The sequence below is a fragment of the Gordonia sp. PDNC005 genome, assembly GCF_016919385.1.
GTDB lineage: Bacteria > Actinomycetota > Actinomycetes > Mycobacteriales > Mycobacteriaceae > Gordonia.
The window spans coordinates 3,954,053-3,977,367 of record NZ_CP070351.1; the positions used below are offsets into that span (position 1 = coordinate 3,954,053).

Genomic DNA, 23,315 nt, shown 5'->3' on the forward strand with positions numbered 1-23,315 from the left:
CATGCAGATCCCGATGCTGCGTCAGATCCCCGGCGACTCCGTCGTCCATCGCCTCTGGGCGGGAACCAAACTGCTCATCGTCCTGACCCTCGGTCTGATGACGTGGATCCTCCCGTCGTGGCCTGCACTCGGTTATGTCGCCGTCTGCATGATCGTGTTCGCCCTGCTCGCCGGGATCCCGGTCGGTGCGCTGCCGCGACCGCCGTGGTGGTTCTGGGCGGTCATGGCTGTGGGAGTCGCATGGTCGTGGATCGCCCGAGGCAACGACGGCGGGCTCACGGCGCTGCGCGCTGTGCTCCTCGGACTGGTGGTTCTGGCGATGTCGGTGCTGGTCGTGTGGACCACACCGGTCGCCGAGCTCGCTCCGGCGATCGCCGTCCTCATGCGTCCGCTCAAACTCCTGCGCCTGCCCGTGGACGAGTGGGCCGTGACCATCGCCCTGTCGTTGCGGGGGCTGCCGCTGCTCATCGACGAGATGCGTCTGCTGTGGGCGGCTCATCGGCTCCGCCCGAAGTCGAGCGCGTCATCGGGGCATCCGTCCGCCGAACCGTCGATCCTGGACATGATCGTCGCGGCCATGTCGTCGGCGATGCGTCGAAGCGCCGAGATGTCGGAGGCGATCACCGCGCGCGGCGGCACCGGGCGGCTCACCGCGTACCCGTCCCGGCCTGGAAGGCTCGACGCGATCGTGCTCACCGTGTTCGTGCTGTTGTCCGTGGGAGCGGCCACCACGGCGATCATCCTCCTCTGACCGCCGCGCGGCGATTAGCTGGGTGTGTGCTGTAGCTTGTCGGGTGTTCAGATAGTGTCCCATTTGGACCGACTTCGCGGGGTTGCGACGTCAACGAGCTTTGGGGGACAGAATGAACGTGTGGAAATACCTGGGTCGATACGCACTCGCCTACGTCGGCATGATCGTCGTGCTGGGAGTGATCAGCGCCTTCGTGGATCTGACGGCGTCGATGGGCACGGTCGCCCCGGTCGTCGCGGTGATGTTTCCGGTGAGCAGATTCGTTGTCGAGTTCCGGCGCGTCCCGGACCCGACCGAGCGGCTCAGTTTGAGCGTCGCGTGCATCGGGTTCTTCGTCCTTCTGCAGATCGCCATCCTGATCGGTGCAGCCCTGGCGTACCCCGACGCGGCGTCGGAAGTTCTCGACCGACCGGGTATGGCGGTTCTGGTGCTTGGACTAGGTGTGGTGCTGCCGGCAGTGGCGATGTGGTTGATCATCCGCTACATGCCGCCTCGATTCCTGCGGAACCTCGAGAAGTCCGAGGCGAGGAAAGCGGCACGTCGAGCACGATGACATGAGTCTGCGACCGTACATACTCCGGTACACGCTGACTGCCACAGTGCTGTTCAGCGTGTTCCTGCTCGTGAGTTGGGCGGTCCTCTGGCCGTTGGCGGGCTTCGGTGGACTCCTGGCGTCCGCGCTGGCCGCGGGGTACACGATCAACACGTTCCTGACCACGGAGGGCAGAGCGCCGTCGGGCTCCGAACGCCGCAGCCTGATCGCCGCGTTCATTGTGGTGTCCGCCTTGCTCGACGTCGTGCCCCTCGTCGTCTACGCGACCGCGGTGAACGGCGGGGCGGACGACCTGCTGCACCGACCGGCGATCACCCTGGGCGTCGGCGGTTCGTTCCTGTGCCAGATGGTCTGGATCTGGCTTGTGGTCCGGTTCTACCCGGACTTCCGCCGTCAAACCGAGACGGAGTCGGCGCGCAGGTGAGCAAGAACGGTCAAGCGCGGCACCGGGGGTTCGGTCGATACTTGATCGCATGACCGACCACCTGCGGACACTCCTCGACGCTGTGCTCGACGAGAGCAACGACGGCCTCGACGACATGGCCGCGGACGTGTTCTCCTCACCGTTCCACTTCGCGCGGTCGGTCCGGGCGGGTGCAGGAGAGTCGCCGGTCGCCCTGCGGCGACGCGTGATCCTGGAACGTTCCGCCTGGGAGCTGCAACGTGGCGCCACCGTCACCGACGCCGCCTTCGCGGCGGGGTACTCGAGTGTTGAGGGCTTCAGTCGGGCGTTCTCCCGAGCCTACGGGCACCCGCCGACGGCCATGCCCCCGGCGGGCCAGGCCGGACATTGGCTCGCGGCCCCGAACGGCATCCACTTCCATTCCCCGACCGTCCTGTACGTCGACTCGAACGAGAGCGGACTCGCCGAGGAGTCGGCCGGCGACGTCGTCTCCCTGCAGTGCAGGCACGACGTCGCCGACATCCACGCCCTGCTGAACGCCGCCGACGCCTTGACGGCACCCGAGCGAAGTCGTTCGCGTCTTGTGGGCAGCACGTCGCGGACCTGGGACGGTCCCGACGAGTCGCTCGACCAGGTGCTGTGGCACCTCGTGGTCAGCAAGGAGCCGTGGCTCGCCACCATCGAGGGTGGGCCGATGCCCGACCTGACGCCCACCTCCGACCTCAAGACTCTTCGGGCCCGGCACGCCGCGAGCTCGGTCCGCTGGCTGGCGATGCTGCGGGACGTCACGCGACGAGGCGCGTGGGCCGACTGGATCGTCGACGCCCTGTGCACTCCGCCGGAGTCGTTCCGACTGTCGCAGATCGTCGCGCACGAGCTCACGTTCTCGGCGCACCGCAGGCTCCTCGCGCGCTGGATGCTGCACGACGCCGGAGTGGACACCGGCACACCAGACCTGGACCCCGACCCCATCATCTGGCAACGACGACTCACCGGAGGAACACCACGATGACCGACTACGTCTTCTACACCGCATCCACCCTCGACGGCTTCCTCGCCGACGAGAGCGACTCCCTCGATTGGCTGCTCTCTCAGTCGATCGACGAGGACGGTCCGCACAACATCAATGAACTGATGGCGGCGACCGGGGCCATCGTGATGGGACGCACGACATACCGCTGGGTGGTGGACCACATCGCAAAGAGCGGTGAGGAGTGGATGTACAAGGATCATCCGACGTTCGTCTTCACCCACCGCGACGTGGAGGCGGTCCATCCGTCGATCACCGTTGTGGCTGGTTCGCCCGCCGAGCACCGCGACGCCCTCGAGAAGGCCGCGGGCGACCGGGCTGTGTGGGTGGTCGGCGGCGGCGACCTCGCAGCCCAGTTCGCCGAGAACGGGATGCTCGACGAAATGCTCGTCTCGTTCGCGCCCGCCACCGTGGGCTCCGGGCGACCCCTGTTTCCCCGAGCCTTCGACTTCGAGTTGCTCGAGACCGCCCAGAACAAGGCATTCCTCATCGGCCGATACCGGGTGGTCGGCCCGCGAGGGTAGGCCCCTTTCGCCGGTCAGCTGACAGCACAACGGCGGCCGCCCCGAAGGGTGACCGCCGTTGTTTCAGACAGATCAGGCCGGAACGATGAGTCCCGAGCCCTGGGTCTTCGCGCGAGCGAGTCGCTCGGAGGCGTCGTCCCAGTTCACGACGTTCCACCAAGCCTTGACGTAGTCGGGCTTGACGTTCTGGTAGTCGAGGTAGAAGGCGTGCTCCCACATGTCGAGCATGACGACCGGGATGAGGCCCACCGAGGTGTTGCCGCTCTGGTCGGTGAGCTGCTCGATGACGAGGCGCTGACCGATGGTGTCGTAGCCGAGAATGGCCCAACCCGAGCCCTGCAGGGTGGTGGCCGCACCGGTGAAGTGGGCCTTGAACTGCTCGAAGCCGCCGAAGTCGACGCCGATCTGCTCGGCGAGGTCGCCGGTGGGCTCGCCGCCGCCGTTGGGCGAGAGGTTCTTCCAGAAGATCGAGTGGTTGGTGTGACCACCGAGGTGGAAGCTCAGGTTCGCCGACAGGCCGTAGACCTTGTCAGCGATGGTGCCGTCTTCGCGTGCCGCGGCGAGCTTCTCCAGGGCGGTGTTGGCGCCCTTCACGTAGGTGGCGTGGTGCTTGCTGTGGTGCAGCTCCATGATCTTGCCGGAGATGTGGGGCTCAAGGGCGCCGTAGTCGTAATCGAGTTCGGGCAGGGTGTAGTCAGCCACGATGTTCCTCTCAAAGATTCGCGAAAGATCCGTACTGGGTCCAGTCAACAACATTTCCGCAGACCGGTGGTTATTGCAACAGATCAGGTCACCGTGGGATTCCTTCCACCGCCTGTGCCGTCGATGGCCGTAGCCTGGTCGCATGAGCCTGTTCGATCGCCTGATGGCCGCTTCCAACGTCAAGACCGCGATGGTTCCCCGCGACCGTGCACTGCCCGGCCGCTCCACGCCATTGCCGCTCCGGGACGAGAACATCGTCCTGCACAATCCGATGCGAGGAACGGCGTCGTCCGACGGCGGATACGGCCCGGCCGGAGTCGGCGACTGGGGACCGGATCTGCGGGCGATCGTGCTTGCGGGCGGATGTTTCTGGGGTGTGGAGGAGATCTTCTGGCAGCAGCCGGGCGTCCACACCACGGCAGTCGGGTACGCGGGCGGGTACACCCCGAATCCGACGTACGAGGAGGTGTGCACCGCACAGACCGGGCACGCCGAAGCGGTCCTTGTCGTCTTCGATCCGGCTCGGACAAGCGCGAAGGCTCTCATCGAGTTGTTCTTCACCTCGCACGACCCGACGCAGGAGATGCGTCAGGGCAACGACATCGGCACTCAATACCGGTCGGCGGTCTTCACCTTCGACGACACCGATCTCGATCTGGCAGTCGGCGCCGTGGAGAAGTTCGGCCCCACGCTCACCGAGGCGGGATACGGTCCGATCACGACGGAGATCTCGTCCATGGCAGACGCGGGCGACGGCGTCTTCTACTATGCCGAAGACGTCCACCAGCAGTACCTGCACAAGAATCCGAACGGGTACCGCTGCCACGTGTCGACCGGGTTGACGTTCCCCGCCTGATGCCGGAGGCGATCACGCTCGAGCAGTGGAACCGGACCCTGCTCGATCGCCAGCATCTGCTCGAACGGGTCGACGACGACGTCGTCGAAGTGGTCGACCGGATCGTCGGCCTGCAGTCGCAGGATCCGCAGGCGGCGTTCTACGGCCTCGCATGTCGGGTTGAGGGTTTTGATCCCGCGAACGTCGACGACCTCCTCCTCGAGCGCGAACTCGTCCGCATGACGCTGCAGCGTGGGACGGTTTTTCTCGCCGACGGACTCGACGCGCGGTGGATCCGCGAGCTGATGCAGCCGATGCTGTCGTCGGCGGTCGAGACGAACCACGGCCGCAGGCTGGTCGACGCGACCTCGGACCAGGTGACCGAGCACGCTCGTGATCTGCTGGCGGACGGTCCGCTCAGTGCCGCCGCCCTTCGAGCCTCGCTTGCCGAGCGATGGCCTGACGAACCCGCGTCCGACATGGCCGCGGTCGCGCGCCTTCGGCTCCCCGTTGTGCAGACGCCGCCTCGTGGGCTGTGGAAGAGGTCCGGCAGCCCGACGTACGCGCTGCTCGACGACTGGATAGGGGAGGGCGAGCCGGCCGTCACCGGAGACGAGGCGCGACGCGACCTGATCCGTCTTTATCTGCGTGGGTTCGGTCCGGCGTCGGTCGCCGCCGTGCAGACGTGGTCTGGCCTCACCGGGCTCGGACCGGTCATGGCGGCGATGGAGGCGGACTGGGAACTCACGATCTACACCGGTCCGGGCGGTGAGACGCTGTATGACCTCGACGGACTGCCGATCATCGCGGGCGACGTCGCCGCGCCCATCCGGTGCATCGCTCCCTACGACAACCTGATCGTCGCCAACGCGGACCGTATTCGGGTGGCCGACCCGGACCTCTATCAGGCGCTGTGGACGCCGAACGGACAGTTCCCGGGGTTCGTGCTCGTCGACGGGCGCCTGGCCGCGACGTGGAAGCCCGCCAAGGACGGTGTGGCCCTGACAGAGCTCCGTGATCTCACCCGCGACGAACGCGCGGGCGTCGAACGTGAAGTCGACGCGGTCAGGGCGATGATCGAGTCCTGACCGGTTCCCACATCCGGGTCGCTACGCTCCGGTTCTCGGATTCCGCGCGGAGATGAAGTATCGGCGACCCGTGGGGTCGGCCATGACGACTTGATCGTGACGACGTTCCACGACTCTCGCACCCCAGTCCTCGTGCCTCTCCACTTCGACCGGAAGGTTGCTCGCAGCGACGTCGAGGTACGTGGCGCCGACGGCATCGTCGGACCGGACGAGCAGAACTTGCAGGGAGAGGTCCGGATCGCGGGTCAGGGTGTGTCGGTCCACGCCTCCCGGGGCGTCCTGGCCGGTCAGTGCGGTCCAGAAGGCGACCTCGGCGTCGAACTTCGCCGTGGGGACGTCGTAGCAGATCTGATCGATGATGCTGATGGTCCCGCCGGGCCATCTGATCGGGCGGGCACGCCGGTGCTCGCCCGCCCATTCGACGAGGCAGAAGCGTCCTCCTGCGGGTGACGCCATCACTCGATGTGTTCCGTAGTCGGCGATCTCTCGGGCTCCGAGGGCGCGGGCCTCCAGCGCGGCGGACGACGGATCGTCGACGTGCATGTCCAGGTGGGTGCCGCCGGGACCTGCGGTGATCCGCTGGACCCTGAGGTGAGCGTCGCCGTTGAATGGGTCGAGGGATGCGAACTCCTTCGACGGTCCGCGGGGCGGCGAGACGGTGCTTCCCGAGATCGCGCGCCAGAAGGTGACTTCCGATCCGAACTCGGCGGCGGGGAAGTCGAGAAACGCGGTCAGCCAGCGAACGTGCACGCCACGATTCTAGAGTGCGGCGACCTGAACGGGTGAGGGGCGTGGAGGCAGCTGTCAAGTCGTCCTGGAGAGTTTCGGTCGGCGTGTTATCCCCAGGTTGTCCCCAACTGTGGATGTGGACAAGTGGATGAAATCTACTTGGCGGTAATGCGTCGGCGTGGTGCCGTGGGTCCGAATCTGCCGTGAATTGGAGACGCCAGTCACAGAATTGACCCCGTTTTCCTAGGTCTATCCACAATTCCACAGGGTTGTCCACAGGGCGTCCGAGCCTGTTGGTGAATGCCGAACACCCTGTGAACGGAGCTTTTCATAGCGCCTGTGGAAATCACTATGCAGGTCTGCATAGTTGCGTACGAGCCGCCGGAGTGTTGTTGCGCGTGTGTAGCTGGCGCACCTGGAATCGACAGGTGTGGAAAACTGGAAAGCGTGAGCATGGGCGACATCGAGTCGGTGGGCGTCACCGAACTCCCGGACGACTTCACCGACGACCCGGAACGGATCCTGCTCGATGTCCGCGAGGACTACGAGTGGGACGAGGCGCACGTCCGCGGGGCGCTCCACATCCCGCTCGGTGAGGTCCCGGGACGCATCGACGAAATCGACCTCGATCGTGAACTGTTCGTCGTGTGCCGGACCAGTGGCAGGTCGTACCGGATCATGGAGTATCTCCTCAACCGCGGCATCGACGGCACAGTCGTGACCGGCGGTATGGTGGCCTGGATCGGTGCGGACAAGCCCGTCGACAGTGGGCCGGACGCTCCGTGACCATGCCGGCGAACCTCGACATCTGCCCGTCCTGCCGCATCCAGGCCCCGCACCGGGAAGGCCGGACGATCTGCCCCCGCTGCGGAGGGCCGCTCACCCAGTCCGCGCCCTCCCGCCGGCCGCCGCCTCCGCCCCGTCGGCCCGCACTGCGGTGGACCGCGCACCGCCCGCGTGAGGCGATGCCGGCACCGCGCGGCCCGAGGCGTCCCGAGAAGGGGCCGACGCCGTCGTACGCGTACAACCCGGGCTGGGGACTGCTCGACGTCCCCGAGAAGGTCGTCGAAGTCGACAGCCGGGTGCCGGCGGCGACCGCAGCTCTCACCCGTGCCATGGAACTGACGTGCCTGATTCTCGGGGCCGCCGCTGTCGTCCACGGCGCGCGCTACGTGATCGCCGTGGTGAATCGAACCCGCCCGATCCCGGCATGGATCGATTGGCTCAGCAGCATCGCAGTCCTCGTCTTCGGCGTGATGTCGCTGATCGCCGTCGTGGTGGCGATCGTGAGTTTCGGCCGATGGGTCCGCGAGATCCGAGTCCGCAGCTTCGCCGCGGCCACATTCCTGGATCCGCGTCCCGCGTGGGTGGTGTTCGGATTGACGGTCACGCCGTTGGTCAACGTCATCGGTGCGCCCTGGATGCTGCATGAGGCCGCCCGAGTGACCGATGCCGACGACGGCAGGCTCATGCGGATTCGGCTGAGGCTGGCGGTTGCCTGGGCGCTCGTCAACGGGGTGGCCGTACTCGCGCTTATTTACCGGGTGGGGGCGTGGAGCACGAACTCCCTGCAGGTGGACGCCGATGCTCTCGCCCTGGTGACGGCGTCGTTCGCAGTCTCGGCGGTCTTCGCACGGTGGGCCGTCACGCGGATCGAACGACTGGCGGGGTCACACTCCGACGTCGAGGAGCGTCCGCTTCGGCGGTTGGTGGCGGCATGAACGCACGCGACGTCTCCCGCTCGGGCAAACCCGCCGTCGTCGCGCACCGCGGCGCGTCGGGCGAGATGGCCGAGCACACGCTCGCCGCATACGAACTGGCACTGCAGCAGGGGTCTGACGGCCTCGAATGCGACGTCCGGCTCACCGCCGACCACGAACTCGTCTGCATCCACGACCGGACCATCGAACGGACATCGGACGGTGTGGGTGTCGTCAGTGAGATGACCCTCGCGCAGCTCCGCGAGCACGACTTCGGATCATGGCACAGCGGAACGGCGGCCCAGGTCTTGACGCTCCGGGAGCTGTTGACGCTCACCCTCGACTGGCATCGGCCCGTGCGACTGTTCATCGAGACGAAGCATCCGGTCCGCTACGGCAGCCTTGTCGAGACCGCGCTGTTGGAGATGCTCCACGAGTTCGGCGTGGCGTCCCCGCCGTCGGCCGATCACAGCAGGGCCGTCGTCATCTCGTTCTCGTCGGCGGGCGTCTGGCGGATCCGGCGCAGCGCGCCGATCCTCCCGACCATCCTCCTCGGCGACACCGCACGCATCATCGGGGGAACCGCCGCGACCGCGGTAGGCGCGACCGGTGTCGGCCCCTCGATCGAGACTCTGAGGCTGCACCCCGAGCTGGTCGACCGTGCCGCCGCATCCGGCCGCGTCACCTACTGCTGGACGGTCGACGAGAAACCCGACGTTCAGCTCTGCGCCGACCTGGGTGTCCGATGGGTGGCGACGAACCATCCGGCACGAGTTCGGGACTGGCTCGTCACCGTCGACTGACCGCGGTCGAGGCTCTGCGACACTGGTACCCATGGCAAAGAAGAGCAAGCGCGGCAGTGGTCCGCGCCCGGGTAGCAATCGCGCGGAGCGGGTAGCCGCACGCAAGGCCAGGCAGGCCGCGTCGTTAGAGGCCCCGGCCCGCCCGTTCGAGGGTCTCGCCGCCGAGTGCGACCTCGTCGCGATGCGGTCGTTCATCGCGTCGGCCACCGCACAGGTGACATTCGCCGACGGCTTCGGAGCAGCCCACGAGGCGGACTTCGCCACCGTGCTGCCCGGCGCGGTGTTCGCCGACGTGCGCGAACGGCCGACGGGCGCTCAGGGTCTGGTCGCTCTGCAGACCGACCCGGAACCCGCCGATCTGCGCGCGTCGCTGTCGGCCGCCCTTGCGTGGGCGGGCAACGCGGAGCCCGGCGCCGAGTACACCGGCGACGTGGTCGAGGCCGCGCTCACCGACATCATCGACCCGGCGGCGTCGCTTGAGGTGATCGTGTACGAGAACTTCGACTGGTGGTTCGCCGAGGGGGCCGAGCCCGACCCTCAGGTCAAGGCGATGCTGCAGCGCGCCAACGACACGATCCTCCCGACTGCGCGGCTACACCCGGCCAGCGGCGTCGGAGCACCGTGGTGGGTCGACGCAGGCGAACGCGCCCATCTGCGGTGGGTGCGCCCCGAAGACGAGGAGTCGCTGATGAACGCACTCGCCCGTGTCCACGCCGCCGGAGCGTTGACGATGGGTGAGAATTCGCGTTTCGCCGGCTCATTCCGTACCCATGGTCTGGTGGTTCCGGTGTTCGACCTCGACGTCGAAGCGCACCACGAGGAGTGGCACGACGGTCTTGAGGCACTGGACGCCGCACTGACTGAGGCGCTCGCCGACACGTCGGATCTCACGGCCGCCCAGCGGTCGTCGCGCGCCGGCATCATCGGCCGCCAGGTGACCCTGCGCTGATCTGATTCGTCCGACCATCACCGCTCAGCGGGAGTAGCGCTTCCACGAGGCCTACCGCCGCTGAGCGGTAACGGTTAGACACGTCGTGACGGTCGTCGATGGACTTCAGCGCGGATAGCATCAAGAATCTTCGCGGTCGTCTCCGCGGTCTGGAACATGACCTGCTTGTAGGTGAAACGCAGCGGCGTGTAGCCGAGGGCATGCGCGTCGACATCGCGAACCCGGTCGGATTCGAAGTGCTCCCGGTCGCCGTGGAATCGCCACCCGTCGAGTTCGATGATGAGCCAGTCTCCGACCAGGATGTCGACAATTCCAACGCCGGTTATCGTCACTTGAATGTCGAAGTCGACGTTGAGGCTTCGCAGGAATAGCCGGATGACAGTCTCCGGGCCCGACTCTGCGCGACCGTCACATCTGTCGAGTAGTTCGCCGATTCGCTTCGGCGCGTCCCGGAACTGGTACTCGAGCTGGTCGCGGGTCATCAGCTTCTTGTTCAGGATCGAGTCGCACGCCACGATGAAGCCGGTGTCGTCGAGACAGCGTGCGGCGTATTGCAACGCGGTCTCGACGTCGTCGACCGCGCCGTACTCGGGCTCTGGCCGACCGAAACGTCGGCAGAACGGTCCACGAAGATTCTGCACACCCCAATTGTTCGCGCGAACGTGAAGGTCGTGGTGTTCTGGGACCCACACGTCCCATCGTCTGAGCGCCGAAATGCAGCTGAGGACTCCTCCGCGTTTCACGGCGCGGACGGTCTCTCCGGGCGGGTCGCCGATCAAGTACCACCCGCGCCGGAGCCTGCGTGCACTGCCGTCTCTGATGAGCTTCGCGAATCCGGCTCGGCCGAAATGCCTGCGGAGTTCTTGTGCGGGGTACACCCCGGTCGGGATCGAGTCCATGCTCGACACTGTCGCCGACGAATACGCCCGAATCCGACGGCCGCGAGAAAGTGGACGCTCTGTGGAGGACTGGAGACTTGTCCACAGAGTCACCTGCGCGTTCAACCATCACCGCTCAGCGGGAGTAGCGCCCCCACGAGGCCTACCGCCGCTGAGCGGTCATGACTAGACCGGACTCAGAGGTTGCCGCCTGCGGCGATGGGCGCCGACACGTCGTTCTGGCCGGTTTTGCTGTTGAGTTCGCGCTCGACGAAGTTCTCCAGGTCGAACAGGTTTCCGTTCGCCCGCTCCGCAATGGTCTGCAGGGTGGTCATCGAGGCGACCTCTTCGACCTGCTCCTTGAGGAACCATTGCATGAACTGTTCGCCCAGGTAGTCGCCGCTCTCGCGCGCCGAGCTCGCGAGGTCGACGATCTGCTGGGTCACCTGCTTCTCTTGAGCGAGCGCCAGAGCGATGGGTTCCCGGTACTCGCTGAACTCAGTGGCGGGAGCCGAGGCGGCCGGCACCTTGACGTCGATGTCGCGGTCCAGGAAGTACTGCACGATCATCATCGCGTGATTGCGCTCTTCCACCGACTGCTCGTAGAAGTGCTGCGCCATCTGCGGCATGTCGTGCGCGGCGTACCAGACGGCGAGCGCGATGTACTGCTGTGAGGCGGAGAACTCATTGCTGATCTGTTCGTGGAGCAGCTCTTGGAACGGGGTACGCGCGGTGTCGGTCATGCGGACCAGATTAGCCGAGTGGTGACCCGTCTGAACTGCTCAGCAGCTCCTTCGGTACCTCGACGCCCTTACTGACGTATTCGAAGAACGTCGTGGTGGTCGATCCGGGGATCAGGGAGTCGCCGTCGTCGGTCACCTGGTCCCCGTCGGTCGGGACGGTTGTGGTGAGCGGATCCCGCAACTTGTAGGCGAGCCATGCGAGATGCCACAGGTGGTCGCCGTCGGCGACGGTCACCGCGTCGACGGCGCCGTTCGCGAACGGGATCAGCCGGAACGGATTGAGCAGGACTCCCGGGCTGGTGGCCTTCGACATCAACGCGGCGAAGAACTTCCGCTGATTGACCACACGCTCGAGGTCGGCGTTCGGGAAGGCGCGAGTGCGAACCAGGCCGAGCGCCTGAGCGCCGTTCAACTCCTGGCAGCCGGCCTTCAGTCGGAGGCCTGCCTTCGGGTCGCGAAGCGGCTTGTTCAAACACATCTCGACACCGCCGACGGCGTCGACCAGGCTGTCGAAGCCGCCGAATCCGATCTCGATGTAGTGATCGATGTGGACCTTGCTGAACTCCTCGATCGTCTGGACCAGCAGTTTGGGGCCGCCGGTGTTGAAGGCCGAGTTGACCTTGTGACTGCCCTGGCCGGGGATAGGGACATACAGGTCGCGGGGGACGCTGATGAGCATCGGCCGTCCCGACGTCGGGAAGTGCGCGAGCATGATCGTGTCTGTGCGCGCGCCGTCGCTGTCGCCGGTGGCGAGCTTGTCCTTGTCGGCCTGGCTGAGGCCGGACCGGGAGTCGGTGCCGACGATGAGCCAGTTGGTGCCCGGCGTGTCGCCGATGCGACCCGAGTAGTCGGCGAGCGCGTCCACTCGATTCAGCTTGGTGTCGTAGTAGAACAGCAGGGCCACCGGCGTGAGCAGCAGGACGAGCAGCACGACAAGCGCGATACGCAGCCACCGACGCGGCCTCCGCCTGCGGGGCTTCTTCGTCGGGGCCGCCGCGGGTTTCCCTCCGCGAGGCGGCTGCGCGGCCGGCCGCGGCTCGGGCCGACGGGGCGGTGGGCCCGGCGGGCGTCGCCGATCGTCACGCGGGACGGGTTGGGGTTCCTGCCGCGGCGCGTACCCGGGGCGGCCCTGAAGCCTGTCGTCTCCGCCCGCGGGGTTGTGTCTGCGGGGCTGGGACGGCTCCTGTGACCAGGCGAGCGGCGGTCGATACGGCTCCTGGCGAGGCGGACGCGGCCGCTCGCCTCGAGGCGGCGGCCTGCGCATCATCGGCGGCTCAGGCTGGTCGTTCATCCTGGCAACCGTACCGGTGACACCTGGCCGAAACCTGAGTCTGTCGGCTATTCGACTGCCGCCACCCCGTCGGAGAGCGCCACGACGACGGCGCCCCCGATCGCGGCGACGAACGCGATAACCATGACCGATCCCCACCCCGCGCGGGCCGAATCGCCCAGTAGAACGGCGCCGACGACGCCCGGGATCACGGTCTCGCCAACGGCGACGGCGGCCGCCGCGCCCGCGACCGCCCCGGTCTGCAGTGCTGCGGTGAACAGATAGAAACCGCCGGCCCCGCACAGCACCACCGCGTACGCGGCCGGGTCGGTCAGAATCTCGCCGGGCCGGAACGGATCGACTCCCTCGACCACGCGAACGGCGACGGTCATCAAGCCGAACAACACCCCTGAGGTCATCGCTGCAGGCAACGCCGTGCGTCGGCCTCCCGCGCGGACCGCGATCAGCCCGCCCGACAGCAGGACGACGCCGACGATGAGCAGGCCCCAGTGCAGCGCAGCGCCGGGATCGTCATGCCCCTCGGCACCTGCGGTGAGGCCGAGGATCACCAGTGCGAGCACGGCGACGGTGATGCCGAGCCGGTCCCGCCGCGACAGTGTCACACCGAGCACCACGGCAGCGAGCACGGCGGTGACCAGCAGGTTCGAGCTGATGATCGGCTGTGAGAGGAACAGTGGCAGCGTCCGTGAAGCGACCGCGGTGCACACGAAGCCGACGGCGTCGAGGGCCATACCGGCTAGGAACACCGGATGGATCATCGCTGCCAGGGGTGATGCATCGGCGCTCGCCCTGGCGGCAGCGTGCGCCTGCATCACCGACGCTGTTCCGAACGCGAGAGCGGCGGCGATCGCAGCGATCACACCGACAGTCACGCCGGTACCGCGTTACTTGGGGGTGATGACGTCGACTCCGACGAAGCGCGCGAGCTCCTCCGGCAGCTTCACCGATCCGTCGGCCTGCTGATGGTTCTCCAGGATCGCAACAAGCCAGCGCGTCGTGGCGAGTGTCCCGTTGAGTGTCGCGGCGGTCTGCGCTTTGCCGTTCTCGTCGCGGTACCGGACCTGTAGACGGCGCGCCTGGAAGGTGGTGCAGTTCGACGTCGAGGTCAGCTCACGGTAGGTGTTCTGGGTCGGGACCCACGCCTCGCAGTCGAACTTGCGGGCTGCAGAGCTGCCGAGATCTCCACCCGCGACGTCGATGACGCGGTACGGGACGTCGATCGCGGCGAGCATGTCCTTCTCCCACGCGAGGAGACGCTGGTGCTCGGCTTCGGCGTCTTCCGGCCTGCAATAGACGAAGCCCTCGACCTTGTCGAACTGGTGGACGCGGATGATGCCGCGGGTGTCCTTGCCGTACGAGCCGGCTTCACGGCGGAAGCACGTCGACCAGCCTGCGTAGCGCTTCGGGCCGTCGGACAGGTCGAGGATCTCGTCGGAGTGGTAGCCGGCGAGCGGCACCTCCGACGTGCCTACGAGGTACATGTCGTCGGCTTCGAGGTGGTACACCTCGTCGGCGTGCGAGCCGAGGAATCCGGTTCCCTGCATCACCTCGGGCCGAACCAGTACGGGCGGGATCATCAGCGTGAAGCCGTTGGCGGTGGCCTTGGCGGCCGCCATGTTGAGCAGGCCGAGCTGGAGTTGTGCGCCGAGGCCGGTGAGGAAGTAGAAACGCGATCCCGACACCTTGGCGCCGCGCGCCATGTCGATGAGGCCGAGGCGTTCGCCGATCTCGAGATGATCCTTCGGGTCGACGATCTCGCGGGGCTCACCCACGTGCTCGATGACGACGTAGTCGTCCTCGCCGCCGGGCGGGGTGGCCTCGGAGACGATGTTCGAGATGGCGCGCTGGCAACGAGTCGCGGTCTCGTCGGCCTCACTCTGACGGGCGACTGCGGCCTTGACCTGCTCGGCCAGTTCTTTGCCGCGCGCGAGCAGGGCAGCCTTCTCGTCTCCGGACGCCTTGCCCACCTGTTTGCCGAGGGCCTTCTGCTCCGAGCGGAGGGCGTCGGCCTCGGAGATGGCGGCACGACGGTCCACGTCGGCCTGCAACAGCTGGTCGACGAGCGCCGGGTCTTCGCCGCGAGTGCGCTGCGACGCGCGGACGAGGTCGGGATTATCACGCAGGATCTTCAGATCGATCACACCTCGACCCTACTAGGAAGACACAGGCTCAACCGACCAGGCATGATGGATGTGATGACTTCCGACAGCGACAACGGCGGGGACGGCAGCGAACTGCTGCCGTCGTTGGACGACGCCGACGAGTTCAAGACACAGCCGGTCGAGGGCGACGCCTCCGATCAGGCCGACGACGCTGCGCCCGACACGGACCCGGCGACGCTGCGAGGCCCACGCCATCGACTGCGGTTCGTTCTGGGTGCAATCCTGGTCGGCGCGGTTGTCGCGGGAGGTGTGCTGTTCGCGACGGACGCGTTCGCCGAAGGCGGCGGAGTCGGCTCGACCGAGATCGGCGAGAGCAGCACGATCGACGACGATTTGAGTCGTTCGGAACCGGGCGACTGCTTGCAGTGGACCGTCAACCCGCCCAGTAAGGCGAGCACCGTCGACTGCGCGGACCCGCACCGTTTTGAGGTCGCCGGGACGCTCGACACCTCGGCCTTCCCGTCGTCGGAGTTCGCCGCTGACGCGCCGTGGCCGGGGGAGGAGCGATTCGCCTCGATCCGTGACGAGAACTGTCCCGCGGTCGTCGACCGTTACCTCGGCGGCGGCCTCGACCCGGCAGGTCGGTTCTCCGTCGGACTCATGCGTCCGGGCCGCTCACAGTGGGAACGCGGAGCTCGCGTGCTGCGCTGCGGGATCGAGCAGGCGGGCGCCAAGGGAGTCCAGGAGGAGTTCACCGGGCGCGTCGCCGATGTCGACCAGTCGTTCGCGTGGCCTGTCGGCACGTGCATCGGAATCAACAAGGAGACGCGGGAGCCGACCGGCAAGGTGGTGAACTGCGCGGAGCCGCACGCCTTCCAGACGACGGGCGTCATCGACCTTTCTCAGCGGTTCGGGGGCCGAAACTCGGGCAAGCCGTGGCCCAACACGCAGACGCAGAACGACTATCTGAAGCGCATCTGCCCGTCCCAGACGAACAAGTTCTTCGGTGGAGCCGACAAGTTCGCCGACACCACGTTGAACGTCCAGTGGTCGGTCACTGCCGAAGTCGGCTGGCTGACGGGCAGCCGCCGCGTGGCCTGCTACGTCGCCCTCCCCGACCGTGGTGGCTTCGCGACGCTCGTCGGCGACGCACGGCAGGGCGAACTGCTGATCAACGGTCGTGTTCCGGTGCCTCCGAAGAAGGGGCCGCCCGGCCGATCGCTGGGAACTCCGGTGCCGCTGCCGCCTGGCTACAACGTCGACGACCGGGAGATCCCGGCCCCGGCCGGCTGAGCCATGCCCGTCGTGATGTCGAACCGTGAGTTCGAGAACCACGTCGGAGACGCGCTCGACCTGTTGCCGACCGAGTTCACCGACGCGATGTCGAACATCGCGATCCTGGTGCGGCCGTACAACTCGGAGGAGCCGACCCTCCTCGGGCTGTACCACGGTGTCGCACTCACCGAGCGAACCTTCGACTACCAGGGTTTTCTTCCCGACACCATCGAGATCTACCGTGAGCCGATCCTGGCCATGTGCCACTCCGCAGACGAAGTGCGACACGAAGTCGCGGTGACCGTTCTCCACGAAGTCGGCCATCACTTCGGCATCGACGACGAATGGCTCCACGCCAACGGTTGGGGATAGTGATGGCACCGTTGCGTGACGACGCCGCCGAGCTTCCGCGCCTTGCTTCATCGGTGCGCGGTGTTCTCAACAGCTCCACTGATGCAATGATCGTGCTGGTCGGTGCCTGGTGCTACCGCTCAAGCGTTCGCTTCGATTTCGAGATGACCAAGCGCGACGGCGTCGGCCTGGTCGAGTCGCACGGGTTTGGGCGGCCGCCACACGATGTCGAGGACGTCCTCCTTGCGTTCGAATGGTCAGACGGGAGCGTGTCGTCGAATCTTCCCGGACGGGGCCGCGACGGCGGTCTGAGCTCGGTAGGCGGAAGCAGCGGACCGCATCGGGGGCGAATGGGGTTGGTTCTCGATCATCTGCCGCCGCCCGGAGAGTTTCGGATTCACAGTCGTTGGCGCAGGCGGGGACTTGTCACACGAGCGAGTGACTTCTCGGCCGACGAACTCCGTCGAGCGGCTACCGGAATTGCCGTGGAAGATTCATCCGTCGATGGCGACGAACCCGATTGGTTCGAGGCTTATGCGTCACAGCTTCCGGAGTCGGCGGCGTCTCAGTCGCGCTGTCGACCGTGGATTCCGGACCCGGAATGACAGTCAGCCCATCGGATCGACGACTGCGCCTGGAGTCGGGAGATCAGCGGAGCCCCAACGCTCGACCACCCAGAGTCCGTCGCGGTATTCGAGATCAACCGACCCGGTGTTGGGCAGGTAGTTCTCCATCGCGAACTGCGGGTCGATCTGGGAGAGGTGCGCAGCGATCAATCGGATCGCCGCACCGTGCGAGACCAGGTAGACGTCGCGGTCCTCGCCGACGATGAACCGCTTGGTCAGGTCGTCGACGGTCGGCAGGTAACGCTCCCTGAGCATCTCCAACGATTCGCCGCCGGGCAGCCGCGCGTCGATGTCTCCGTGATGCCATCGGGTGACCACGTCGTGGAACACCTCGTGCGCCTCACGGTCCGAGCGGCCTTCGAAATCGCCGACCTGGATCTCGTGGACGCCGTCGACTGCCACCGTGTCGCCGTCCCACGCCGACGCGATCATGTCGGCGGTCTGCCGTGCTCGGTGAGCAACGGAATGGGCGAGCACCGCTCCTCTGCCGTCCTGATTGTCGAGTCCGAATCGGACTCCCTGGCGGGCGCCGAAATCGGTGAGGGACGCGCCGGGGAGGGCGGTGTCCAGAATCTTCATCACATTGGACGTGGTCTCACCGTGCCGGACGAGGTGTAGTCGTGCCATGTCAGTCGGTCCCTTCCAGCAGTCGTGCGAACCAGTCGTGCGATTCGCTGTGATCCGGCGGCACGTCGGGGATGCCGCGGTCGATGGGCCATGAACCGAGATAGATCACGCGCTCGGATCCGCGGTGCAGGGCGCGCAACGCCTCGCCGACGGCGGCGTCGTCGATGTGGCCGCAGGCGTCGAGGTAGAAGCGGTACTGACCGGGAGTGCCGGTACCCCGCGGGCGCGACTCGATGCGGGTGAGATCGATGCCGCGCGTGGCGAACTCGTTCATCGCGGTCACCAGGGAGCCGGGAACATTCGGCAAGTCGAGGATCACGCTCGTGCGGTCTGTGCCGGTCGCCGGTGTCGGCCGCCCGGGCGGCCCGATCAGCAGGAATCGGGTGACGGCGTCGTCGGAATCGGCCATGTGCTCGGCGATGGGCGTCAGACCGTGCAGCCTTGCGGCGGCGGCGGTGGTCACGGCGGCGTCCGCTCGACCGGCGGCTACGTCCGCGGCGGCGCCCGCATTCGAAGTCGCGATGACGAACTCGGCGTTGTCGAATCGCTCACCGACACTCCGCCGGACCTGAGCGGATGCCACCGGGTACGCGGCGATCGTCCGGACTGCGTCGTCGTCGATGGACTCACGCGCGGCGATGGTGAACGCGATGTCGAGCGACACTTCCGCGTACGCCTGCACGCGCCGTTGCCCGTCGCGCGGGACGAGGGCGTCCATCGTGGCGGGGACGGCGCCTTCAAGCGAGCTCTCGATCGGCACACAGCCGAAGTCGGCCGCGCCCGAGCGGACCGCGGCGATCACCGCGAGAGGACTCGCCAGCGGTGACTTCTCGACGGTCTCCTCGTGCGGCGCCCTTGCGAGGATCTCGTCGAGAGCCATCTCGGTGAAGGTGCCTGCGGGACCGAAGTAAGCGAAGACTGGCACGTGGTCCACAGTAACCGAGCGCGGCGGGGTTCGGCCCGGCGTGATCGTCACCGTTGACGCGCGCCCCGACGCGCACTAAGTTAGGGTCACATTACTTAGGGTTGCCTATCAACGATTCGAGGAGTGCAGATGCCGAACGGTCCCCTGCAGACCATCGCCGCGCCGTGTGACGCCGAGCAGATCCAGACGGCCTGCCGTCGCGCGACGGGTGGCACCCTCTCGGTCGACGGCTCCGACGCGGCCTGCGACTCCGCCACGATGATCCACCTGTTCGAAGGTGACGCGTTCCTTCTGCTGGCCGACGATGCGCCCGCGATCGGAGTGGCCCACGGCGACGGCGAGTCGTCGGCTGTGCTCGAGGTGATCGACACCGCTCCGCTGCAGCTCCGCGAACGAGTCCGGTCGCTGATCTGGCTCACGGGAAAGCTCTTCGAGGTGCCCGCCGACATGCAACGTGACCTCGCGGTTGAGATCGCCGGGGATCATCCGGACGAACGGCTCCTCGACATCGGGCACGGCTACACGATGATTCGAATGGCGATCGAATCGGCGGTCATCGCTTCCACCGCGGGCGCTGGTGCGGTCCCTGCAGAGGCTCTCGCCTGCGCTGAGCCGGATGTCTTCTGGGCTTTTGAGAGCGACTGGCTGGCGCACTTGGAGTCCGATCACGCCGATCTGGTCCATCAGCTCTCGAGGCGCTTTCCTCCTGCGCTCCGTACCGGTCGTGTGCGGCCGCTGCGGTTGGACCGTTTCGGCATCACCTTCCGCATCGAGACCGCCGACTCCGATGAGGACGTTCGCCTGCCGTTCAGTCGACCTGTCGCGCGCGTCGCCGACCTCTCGGCGGCGCTCCATGCTCTCGCACTTCACCCTTCTCTCGATCACCTGATGTGACGCGCAAACTTGGGCGGCTCTTCTTGGTCTGACAGCGGGAGAAGTCGCCAACGTTCGTGTTCCCCTGAGGGCACTAGAGTCGAACCGTGCGAGTGGAGGATCCGAGGCAGCGGCGGGCGATCGTCGTCGAACTCGTCATCGTCGGGATCCTGACCTTCGGCTTCTCGGCTCTTTCGGCGATCCTGTCGCTGATCGAGTCGCAATTGGGCGCGGGCATCTCGGAGACGACGGTCGCGCTGAATCCGGCCGAGTCGTCGTCGGTTGTGATCGACGTGATCCAGCAACTGATGCGTGCGGCCCGCCTGCTCGCGATCGGGGCGCTCGGCGCATATCTGCTGTGGCGCACAGGAATCCATCTCAAAGAGGTCGGTTTGGGGCGGCCGTCCAGGCGTGACCTTGCACCGGGTGCCGGGCTGGCGGCCGCCATCGGGATACCGGGCCTTGTGCTGGTCGCCGCGGCGTCGGCCCTCGGCCTGAACGGGCACCTGATCCCCGCGCCGGATGGGAGTCCGTGGTGGCGGATGCTGCTGCTCTGCCTGATCGCGGCGGGCAACGCGGTCGCCGAAGAGGTCGTCGTCGTCGGCTACTTCATGACCAGGCTGCGGCAGTTGGGAGTCGGAGAGGGAGTGACGCTCGTGTCGTCCGCCGTGCTGCGCGGCGGATATCACCTCTACCAGGGAGTCGGCGCAGGAGTCGGCAACGTCGTGATGGGCCTGGTGTTCGGGCGTTGGTATCAGAAGACGAACCGTCTGTGGCCGCTGATCATCGCTCACGCGTTCATCGATGTGATCGCGTTCGTCGGGTACGCGCTGCTGGCCGACCATCTCGGCTGGCTGGGATTGTGACCGGAGCGAAGAGGGGGGGAGCGCGGCGCGGATCAAGCTGGGGACAGGCCCCGCGATCCTCGCCGCGCTCCAACGATCCGAGCAGCTCCCTCCCAAGAGCCCCGATTCCACCCGGATCGAGCTTTGTCTGCCACCGCTCCTCTCGGAACCAGGCGGCTTGTTGTGAGACTTCACAGTCTCACAACCGACTGAACGAACCTATCATGCGAGAATCGGTCGCGCATAGGGCTGGTGTGACATCCGGCGTTGTAAACGTGCCTACCGGGCACACATACTGCTAAATCAGTCGGAATCGACCGCAATGCGAATTAGAAGATCGGCCAGCAAATCGACGACCATCTCTCGGTCGGGGCGCGGGTCGGCCGTCGCCCACCGATGAACGACGGCCGTCATCGACCCGATGAACGCCGTGGCGCTGTAGTCGATCGGCTTCGACGTAGTGCCCGGCAGAGAGGCGATCATCGTCCCCATGTACTGGGCCCACTGGTCTCGGCTGAGGATTCGGTGCGACTCCATCGCCTCGGAGATCCCGCCGATCTCGATGAACGCGCAGCGCACGATCCGCGAATCTTCGGCAACTGCGTCGAGATAGGCGCGCATCGCGTTCTGCGCGACCCCGTAGACATCGGTCTTGTCGCTGTCGGCGATGGCCCGCGACACCCGGTCCAACGCAGTCGTCTGAATGCCCTGATAGATCTCGGTCAGCAACTCCTCGCTGCCGGAGTACTCCTCGTAGAACTGGCGTCGCGAGAGGCCCGCCTCGGCGCACAGCGCGGAGATCGTCACCCTGGCGAAGCCGAGAGTTCCGAACAGTTCCAGGCCGGCGGCCTTGAACCGTGCCTGCCGGTCGGCACGACGATCCTCCAGCGACTGCCCGCGATACGAGCGGGCTGAGGGTGGGGTCGGATCGTCGGACGTCACGGGAGTAGTTCCTATCAGGACTGGACGCGCTCGGACCGCAATTCGTGGCCTTTTGACGTGAGGCAGCGCCCGCTGGTGAGGTCCCACTGCCATCCGTGCAGGTTGCAGGTCAGCTTCTCGCCCTCGACGACGCCGAACTTGCTCAGATCCGCCTTCAGGTGCGGGCACCGACGCTGGATGTTCCAGCCGTCGAGCTCGATGGACGCGGAGTCGTCGTGGGCCTCGTTGAACCAGCCGTCGGCGTACGCGATCCGTTCGTCGGTGAGGCACTTGAAGAACGTGTACAGGTACTCGTTGTAGCCGCCGATGCGCCACGTTGTGAAGCGGGTCGACAGGAAGATCGTGTTCACCCAATCCGGCTCGTTGTCACGCAGCACGGTGCGAACGAGCTCGGGGGCGATGCGGAAGCCGTACCGGTACTTGCCGTCGCCGTCCTCCTTCATGCGCACCACGCGCTTGGGGAAGTCGAGCACAAACGTTTCGTCGCCGACCACGATGCCGACCGGGTATCCGATGCCGTCCGAGATCAGGTCGGACGCCGCCATGATCGGCTCGAACAGTGCCTTGAGCTGCGGCAGCAGCGGCTCGCCGTCGGCGTCGGCCCATGTCGCCTTCTCCGCGGCGATGATCGGCGCGAACTTGGCCTTCATGGAGTCGAGGTACGCCTTCTTGCCCTCGCCGAACACCTGCTCCGGCGGGTACGGGTGCGAGATCTCGAGCAGTTCGTCGGCGCGGAAGTCGGCCTTCGAGCCCGACACCATCATCAGGCCGCGATGCTTGACGCCGTCGTCGGTCCCGTGGATCCGCATCTGCTCCAGGAAGTCGGCCTGGTCGGGGAAGATGCTGGCCTTGTCCGCATCGCTGCCGGTGTTGAAATCGTTCAGGACGTACAGGTCGTCGTCGAGGAACATCGGCGGACCGGCCGACGGGACCACCCACGTCGCCCCGACCTGTTCGATGTACGAGCGGGCGCGGTCCATGCCGCGCTGACGCTTCTGCATCGCGAAGTTCGCCTTCGACTTCCGCGGGATGTCGTAGACCATCGGGTACCAGATGGCGCCCGAGTACTGCAGCAGGTGGACGTCGACCCGGCCGAACTCTTCGCGGACCACGTCGAGATCGATCGGCCGAGCATCGTTCATGTTGAAACAGACGGTCTCGCCGTCGTCGACGATGAGTCCCGAGTCTCCGATCGGGCCGTCGGCCGGTGCGCGCAGCGCGATGATCATCACGTCGAGATCACCCTTGGGGCCGGAGACGCGATGCTTCTTCGAATCATCGGTCTCGACGAACTTGGTGAACCCGAGGCGTTCCAGCTCGCGCTTGAGGTCCGGCACGGGGTAGTCGGGGAGCAGGACGGTCGCGTCCTTGTTCACGTTCTCGAGCAGGTTCTTCTCGTCGAAGTGATCGCGGTGGAGATGCGAGACGTACAGGTAGTCGCAGTCGCCGATCGCCTTCCAGTCGAGCTCGGTGTTGTCCGGGAAGGGGATCCACGACGCGAAGTAGGCCGGGTTCACCCAGGGATCGCACACGATGGAGCCGGCCGCGGTCTGGATGTGGAATCCGGCGTGGCCGATGCTGGTGATCTGCACGGGGCTTGTGCCTTTCGGTCGAGACTTTCACCTGCTGGTTGGGCGGTGACGAGCGCAGCGAGGAGGCGAGCGCGCACTCTGGCAGACGCGCTCGGCCGGGTCGAGAACGACGTCTGCGACTCCTCCTGCACTAAGGATATCGCCGAGCGGGCCGGTTCCGTCCGCCGCCGGTGGGACC

26 protein-coding genes are annotated in these 23,315 nt (G+C 66.5%); 15 read left to right on the top strand and 11 right to left on the bottom strand.

Annotation, left to right across the window (positions count from 1 at the left end; all coding sequences use genetic code 11):
* Nucleotide 1: 1 nt before the first annotated feature.
* From JVX90_RS19080 to JVX90_RS19100, 5 genes are all read left to right on the top strand, one after another.
* Nucleotides 2–751: an energy-coupling factor transporter transmembrane protein EcfT gene (locus JVX90_RS19080; protein ID WP_205330218.1), complete on the top strand. Its 750-nt coding sequence runs from the start codon at nucleotides 2–4 to the stop codon at nucleotides 749–751.
* 112 nt (nucleotides 752–863) lie between these two features.
* Nucleotides 864–1,304 (top strand): ABZJ_00895 family protein, encoded by a 441-nt coding sequence (locus JVX90_RS19085; RefSeq protein ID WP_205330219.1) that lies wholly within the window; start codon nucleotides 864–866, stop codon nucleotides 1,302–1,304.
* A gap of 1 nt (nucleotide 1,305) precedes the next feature.
* The gene (locus JVX90_RS19090) at nucleotides 1,306–1,728 is read left to right on the top strand and encodes an ABZJ_00895 family protein (RefSeq protein ID WP_205330220.1); all 423 of its coding nucleotides are present in this window, start codon (nucleotides 1,306–1,308) and stop codon (nucleotides 1,726–1,728) included.
* A 49-nt stretch (nucleotides 1,729–1,777) separates the two neighbouring features.
* Nucleotides 1,778–2,719: a helix-turn-helix domain-containing protein gene (locus JVX90_RS19095; RefSeq protein WP_205330221.1), complete on the top strand. Its 942-nt coding sequence runs from the start codon at nucleotides 1,778–1,780 to the stop codon at nucleotides 2,717–2,719.
* A complete protein-coding gene (locus tag JVX90_RS19100) occupies nucleotides 2,716–3,261 on the top strand; it encodes a dihydrofolate reductase family protein (protein ID WP_205330222.1) in 546 nt (181 codons plus the stop codon). Before JVX90_RS19095 ends, JVX90_RS19100 begins: the two co-directional genes overlap by 4 nt.
* A gap of 72 nt (nucleotides 3,262–3,333) precedes the next feature.
* On the opposite strand, the gene JVX90_RS19105 is transcribed toward JVX90_RS19100, so the two are convergent.
* Nucleotides 3,334–3,963 carry a superoxide dismutase gene (locus JVX90_RS19105; protein ID WP_205330223.1) on the bottom strand — a complete coding sequence of 210 codons (630 nt, stop codon included), beginning with the start codon at nucleotides 3,961–3,963 and terminating at the stop codon, nucleotides 3,334–3,336.
* Nucleotides 3,964–4,105: 142 nt separating this feature from the next.
* Here JVX90_RS19105 and msrA point away from each other — a divergent pair, with 142 nt between their 5' ends.
* Together msrA and JVX90_RS19115 are read left to right on the top strand one after the other, a co-directional pair.
* Nucleotides 4,106–4,819: a peptide-methionine (S)-S-oxide reductase MsrA gene (gene msrA, locus JVX90_RS19110; protein WP_205330224.1), complete on the top strand. Its 714-nt coding sequence runs from the start codon at nucleotides 4,106–4,108 to the stop codon at nucleotides 4,817–4,819.
* Nucleotides 4,819–5,886, top strand: coding sequence for a winged helix DNA-binding domain-containing protein (locus JVX90_RS19115; RefSeq protein ID WP_205330225.1), 1,068 nt, complete (start codon nucleotides 4,819–4,821; stop codon nucleotides 5,884–5,886). The genes msrA and JVX90_RS19115 overlap by 1 nt, the downstream gene beginning before the upstream one ends.
* A gap of 21 nt (nucleotides 5,887–5,907) precedes the next feature.
* Here JVX90_RS19115 and JVX90_RS19120 read toward each other — a convergent pair whose 3' ends face one another.
* Nucleotides 5,908–6,636, bottom strand: coding sequence for a VOC family protein (locus JVX90_RS19120; RefSeq protein ID WP_205330226.1), 729 nt, complete (start codon nucleotides 6,634–6,636; stop codon nucleotides 5,908–5,910).
* Nucleotides 6,637–7,068: 432 nt separating this feature from the next.
* Between JVX90_RS19120 and JVX90_RS19125 the strand changes: the two genes are divergently transcribed.
* The 4 genes from JVX90_RS19125 to JVX90_RS19140 are packed head-to-tail and all read left to right on the top strand — an operon-like array spanning nucleotide 7,069 to nucleotide 10,067.
* On the top strand, nucleotides 7,069–7,401 hold the full coding sequence (locus JVX90_RS19125) for a rhodanese-like domain-containing protein (RefSeq protein ID WP_205332504.1): 333 nt from the start codon (nucleotides 7,069–7,071) through the stop codon (nucleotides 7,399–7,401).
* A gap of 2 nt (nucleotides 7,402–7,403) precedes the next feature.
* The gene (locus JVX90_RS19130) at nucleotides 7,404–8,336 is read left to right on the top strand and encodes a DUF4328 domain-containing protein (RefSeq protein ID WP_205330227.1); all 933 of its coding nucleotides are present in this window, start codon (nucleotides 7,404–7,406) and stop codon (nucleotides 8,334–8,336) included.
* A complete protein-coding gene (locus JVX90_RS19135) occupies nucleotides 8,333–9,118 on the top strand; it encodes a glycerophosphodiester phosphodiesterase family protein (RefSeq protein WP_205330228.1) in 786 nt (261 codons plus the stop codon). The genes JVX90_RS19130 and JVX90_RS19135 overlap by 4 nt, the downstream gene beginning before the upstream one ends.
* A gap of 31 nt (nucleotides 9,119–9,149) precedes the next feature.
* The gene (locus JVX90_RS19140; protein ID WP_205330229.1) at nucleotides 9,150–10,067 is read left to right on the top strand and encodes a DUF5926 family protein; all 918 of its coding nucleotides are present in this window, start codon (nucleotides 9,150–9,152) and stop codon (nucleotides 10,065–10,067) included.
* A gap of 74 nt (nucleotides 10,068–10,141) precedes the next feature.
* Here JVX90_RS19140 and JVX90_RS19145 read toward each other — a convergent pair whose 3' ends face one another.
* From JVX90_RS19145 to serS, 5 genes are all read right to left on the bottom strand, one after another.
* The gene (locus tag JVX90_RS19145; protein ID WP_205330230.1) at nucleotides 10,142–10,966 is read right to left on the bottom strand and encodes a DUF559 domain-containing protein; all 825 of its coding nucleotides are present in this window, start codon (nucleotides 10,964–10,966) and stop codon (nucleotides 10,142–10,144) included.
* Between the two features lie 176 nt (nucleotides 10,967–11,142).
* Nucleotides 11,143–11,688, bottom strand: a complete 546-nt coding sequence (locus tag JVX90_RS19150; protein ID WP_205330231.1) for a ferritin — start codon at nucleotides 11,686–11,688, stop codon at nucleotides 11,143–11,145.
* Between the two features lie 10 nt (nucleotides 11,689–11,698).
* Nucleotides 11,699–12,979 carry an LCP family protein gene (locus tag JVX90_RS19155; RefSeq protein ID WP_240193967.1) on the bottom strand — a complete coding sequence of 427 codons (1,281 nt, stop codon included), beginning with the start codon at nucleotides 12,977–12,979 and terminating at the stop codon, nucleotides 11,699–11,701.
* Between the two features lie 47 nt (nucleotides 12,980–13,026).
* Nucleotides 13,027–13,851, bottom strand: a complete 825-nt coding sequence (locus JVX90_RS19160; RefSeq protein WP_205330232.1) for a hypothetical protein — start codon at nucleotides 13,849–13,851, stop codon at nucleotides 13,027–13,029.
* Nucleotides 13,852–13,863: 12 nt separating this feature from the next.
* A complete protein-coding gene (serS, locus tag JVX90_RS19165; protein WP_205330233.1) occupies nucleotides 13,864–15,120 on the bottom strand; it encodes a serine--tRNA ligase in 1,257 nt (418 codons plus the stop codon).
* A 54-nt stretch (nucleotides 15,121–15,174) separates the two neighbouring features.
* Here serS and JVX90_RS19170 point away from each other — a divergent pair, with 54 nt between their 5' ends.
* Both JVX90_RS19170 and JVX90_RS19175 read left to right on the top strand, forming a co-directional pair.
* Complete coding sequence (locus tag JVX90_RS19170; RefSeq protein WP_205330234.1) at nucleotides 15,175–16,374, top strand: septum formation family protein; 1,200 nt, start codon at nucleotides 15,175–15,177, stop codon at nucleotides 16,372–16,374.
* A 3-nt stretch (nucleotides 16,375–16,377) separates the two neighbouring features.
* Nucleotides 16,378–16,728, top strand: coding sequence for a metallopeptidase family protein (locus tag JVX90_RS19175; protein WP_205330235.1), 351 nt, complete (start codon nucleotides 16,378–16,380; stop codon nucleotides 16,726–16,728).
* Nucleotides 16,729–17,315: 587 nt separating this feature from the next.
* Here JVX90_RS19175 and JVX90_RS19180 read toward each other — a convergent pair.
* Entirely contained in the window at nucleotides 17,316–17,960 is a 645-nt protein-coding gene (locus JVX90_RS19180) for a histidine phosphatase family protein (RefSeq protein WP_205330236.1), read from the bottom strand.
* A gap of 1 nt (nucleotide 17,961) precedes the next feature.
* The gene (gene pheA / locus JVX90_RS19185) at nucleotides 17,962–18,885 is read right to left on the bottom strand and encodes a prephenate dehydratase (protein ID WP_205330237.1); all 924 of its coding nucleotides are present in this window, start codon (nucleotides 18,883–18,885) and stop codon (nucleotides 17,962–17,964) included.
* Between the two features lie 129 nt (nucleotides 18,886–19,014).
* Between pheA and JVX90_RS19190 the strand changes: the two genes are divergently transcribed.
* Both JVX90_RS19190 and JVX90_RS19195 read left to right on the top strand, forming a co-directional pair.
* A complete protein-coding gene (locus tag JVX90_RS19190) occupies nucleotides 19,015–19,779 on the top strand; it encodes a DUF2470 domain-containing protein (protein WP_205330239.1) in 765 nt (254 codons plus the stop codon).
* Nucleotides 19,780–19,865: 86 nt separating this feature from the next.
* Nucleotides 19,866–20,624 (top strand): CPBP family intramembrane glutamic endopeptidase, encoded by a 759-nt coding sequence (locus JVX90_RS19195; protein ID WP_205330240.1) that lies wholly within the window; start codon nucleotides 19,866–19,868, stop codon nucleotides 20,622–20,624.
* Between the two features lie 282 nt (nucleotides 20,625–20,906).
* Here the strand turns inward: JVX90_RS19195 and JVX90_RS19200 are convergent, their stop codons facing one another.
* On the bottom strand, nucleotides 20,907–21,545 hold the full coding sequence (locus JVX90_RS19200; RefSeq protein ID WP_205330241.1) for a TetR/AcrR family transcriptional regulator: 639 nt from the start codon (nucleotides 21,543–21,545) through the stop codon (nucleotides 20,907–20,909).
* A gap of 14 nt (nucleotides 21,546–21,559) precedes the next feature.
* Nucleotides 21,560–23,137 (bottom strand): MBL fold metallo-hydrolase, encoded by a 1,578-nt coding sequence (locus JVX90_RS19205; RefSeq protein ID WP_205330242.1) that lies wholly within the window; start codon nucleotides 23,135–23,137, stop codon nucleotides 21,560–21,562.
* Nucleotides 23,138–23,315 lie beyond the last annotated feature (178 nt).

What these genes read in the sequence shown, in the direction of transcription:
- JVX90_RS19080 (WP_205330218.1), top strand. Translation starts at nt 2, where the DNA reads ATGCAGATCCCGATGCTGCGTCAGATCCCCGGCGACTCCGTCGTCCAT.
- JVX90_RS19085 (WP_205330219.1), top strand. Translation starts at nt 864, where the DNA reads ATGAACGTGTGGAAATACCTGGGTCGATACGCACTCGCCTACGTCGGC.
- JVX90_RS19090 (WP_205330220.1), top strand. Translation starts at nt 1,306, where the DNA reads ATGAGTCTGCGACCGTACATACTCCGGTACACGCTGACTGCCACAGTG.
- JVX90_RS19095 (WP_205330221.1), top strand. Translation starts at nt 1,778, where the DNA reads ATGACCGACCACCTGCGGACACTCCTCGACGCTGTGCTCGACGAGAGC.
- JVX90_RS19100 (WP_205330222.1), top strand. Translation starts at nt 2,716, where the DNA reads ATGACCGACTACGTCTTCTACACCGCATCCACCCTCGACGGCTTCCTC.
- msrA (WP_205330224.1), top strand. Translation starts at nt 4,106, where the DNA reads ATGAGCCTGTTCGATCGCCTGATGGCCGCTTCCAACGTCAAGACCGCG.
- JVX90_RS19115 (WP_205330225.1), top strand. Translation starts at nt 4,819, where the DNA reads ATGCCGGAGGCGATCACGCTCGAGCAGTGGAACCGGACCCTGCTCGAT.
- JVX90_RS19125 (WP_205332504.1), top strand. Translation starts at nt 7,069, where the DNA reads ATGGGCGACATCGAGTCGGTGGGCGTCACCGAACTCCCGGACGACTTC.
- JVX90_RS19130 (WP_205330227.1), top strand. Translation starts at nt 7,404, where the DNA reads ATGCCGGCGAACCTCGACATCTGCCCGTCCTGCCGCATCCAGGCCCCG.
- JVX90_RS19135 (WP_205330228.1), top strand. Translation starts at nt 8,333, where the DNA reads ATGAACGCACGCGACGTCTCCCGCTCGGGCAAACCCGCCGTCGTCGCG.
- JVX90_RS19140 (WP_205330229.1), top strand. Translation starts at nt 9,150, where the DNA reads ATGGCAAAGAAGAGCAAGCGCGGCAGTGGTCCGCGCCCGGGTAGCAAT.
- JVX90_RS19145 (WP_205330230.1), bottom strand. Translation starts at nt 10,966, where the DNA reads ATGGACTCGATCCCGACCGGGGTGTACCCCGCACAAGAACTCCGCAGG.
- JVX90_RS19150 (WP_205330231.1), bottom strand. Translation starts at nt 11,688, where the DNA reads ATGACCGACACCGCGCGTACCCCGTTCCAAGAGCTGCTCCACGAACAG.
- JVX90_RS19155 (WP_240193967.1), bottom strand. Translation starts at nt 12,979, where the DNA reads ATGAACGACCAGCCTGAGCCGCCGATGATGCGCAGGCCGCCGCCTCGA.
- JVX90_RS19170 (WP_205330234.1), top strand. Translation starts at nt 15,175, where the DNA reads ATGACTTCCGACAGCGACAACGGCGGGGACGGCAGCGAACTGCTGCCG.
- JVX90_RS19175 (WP_205330235.1), top strand. Translation starts at nt 16,378, where the DNA reads ATGCCCGTCGTGATGTCGAACCGTGAGTTCGAGAACCACGTCGGAGAC.
- JVX90_RS19180 (WP_205330236.1), bottom strand. Translation starts at nt 17,960, where the DNA reads ATGGCACGACTACACCTCGTCCGGCACGGTGAGACCACGTCCAATGTG.
- JVX90_RS19190 (WP_205330239.1), top strand. Translation starts at nt 19,015, where the DNA reads ATGCCGAACGGTCCCCTGCAGACCATCGCCGCGCCGTGTGACGCCGAG.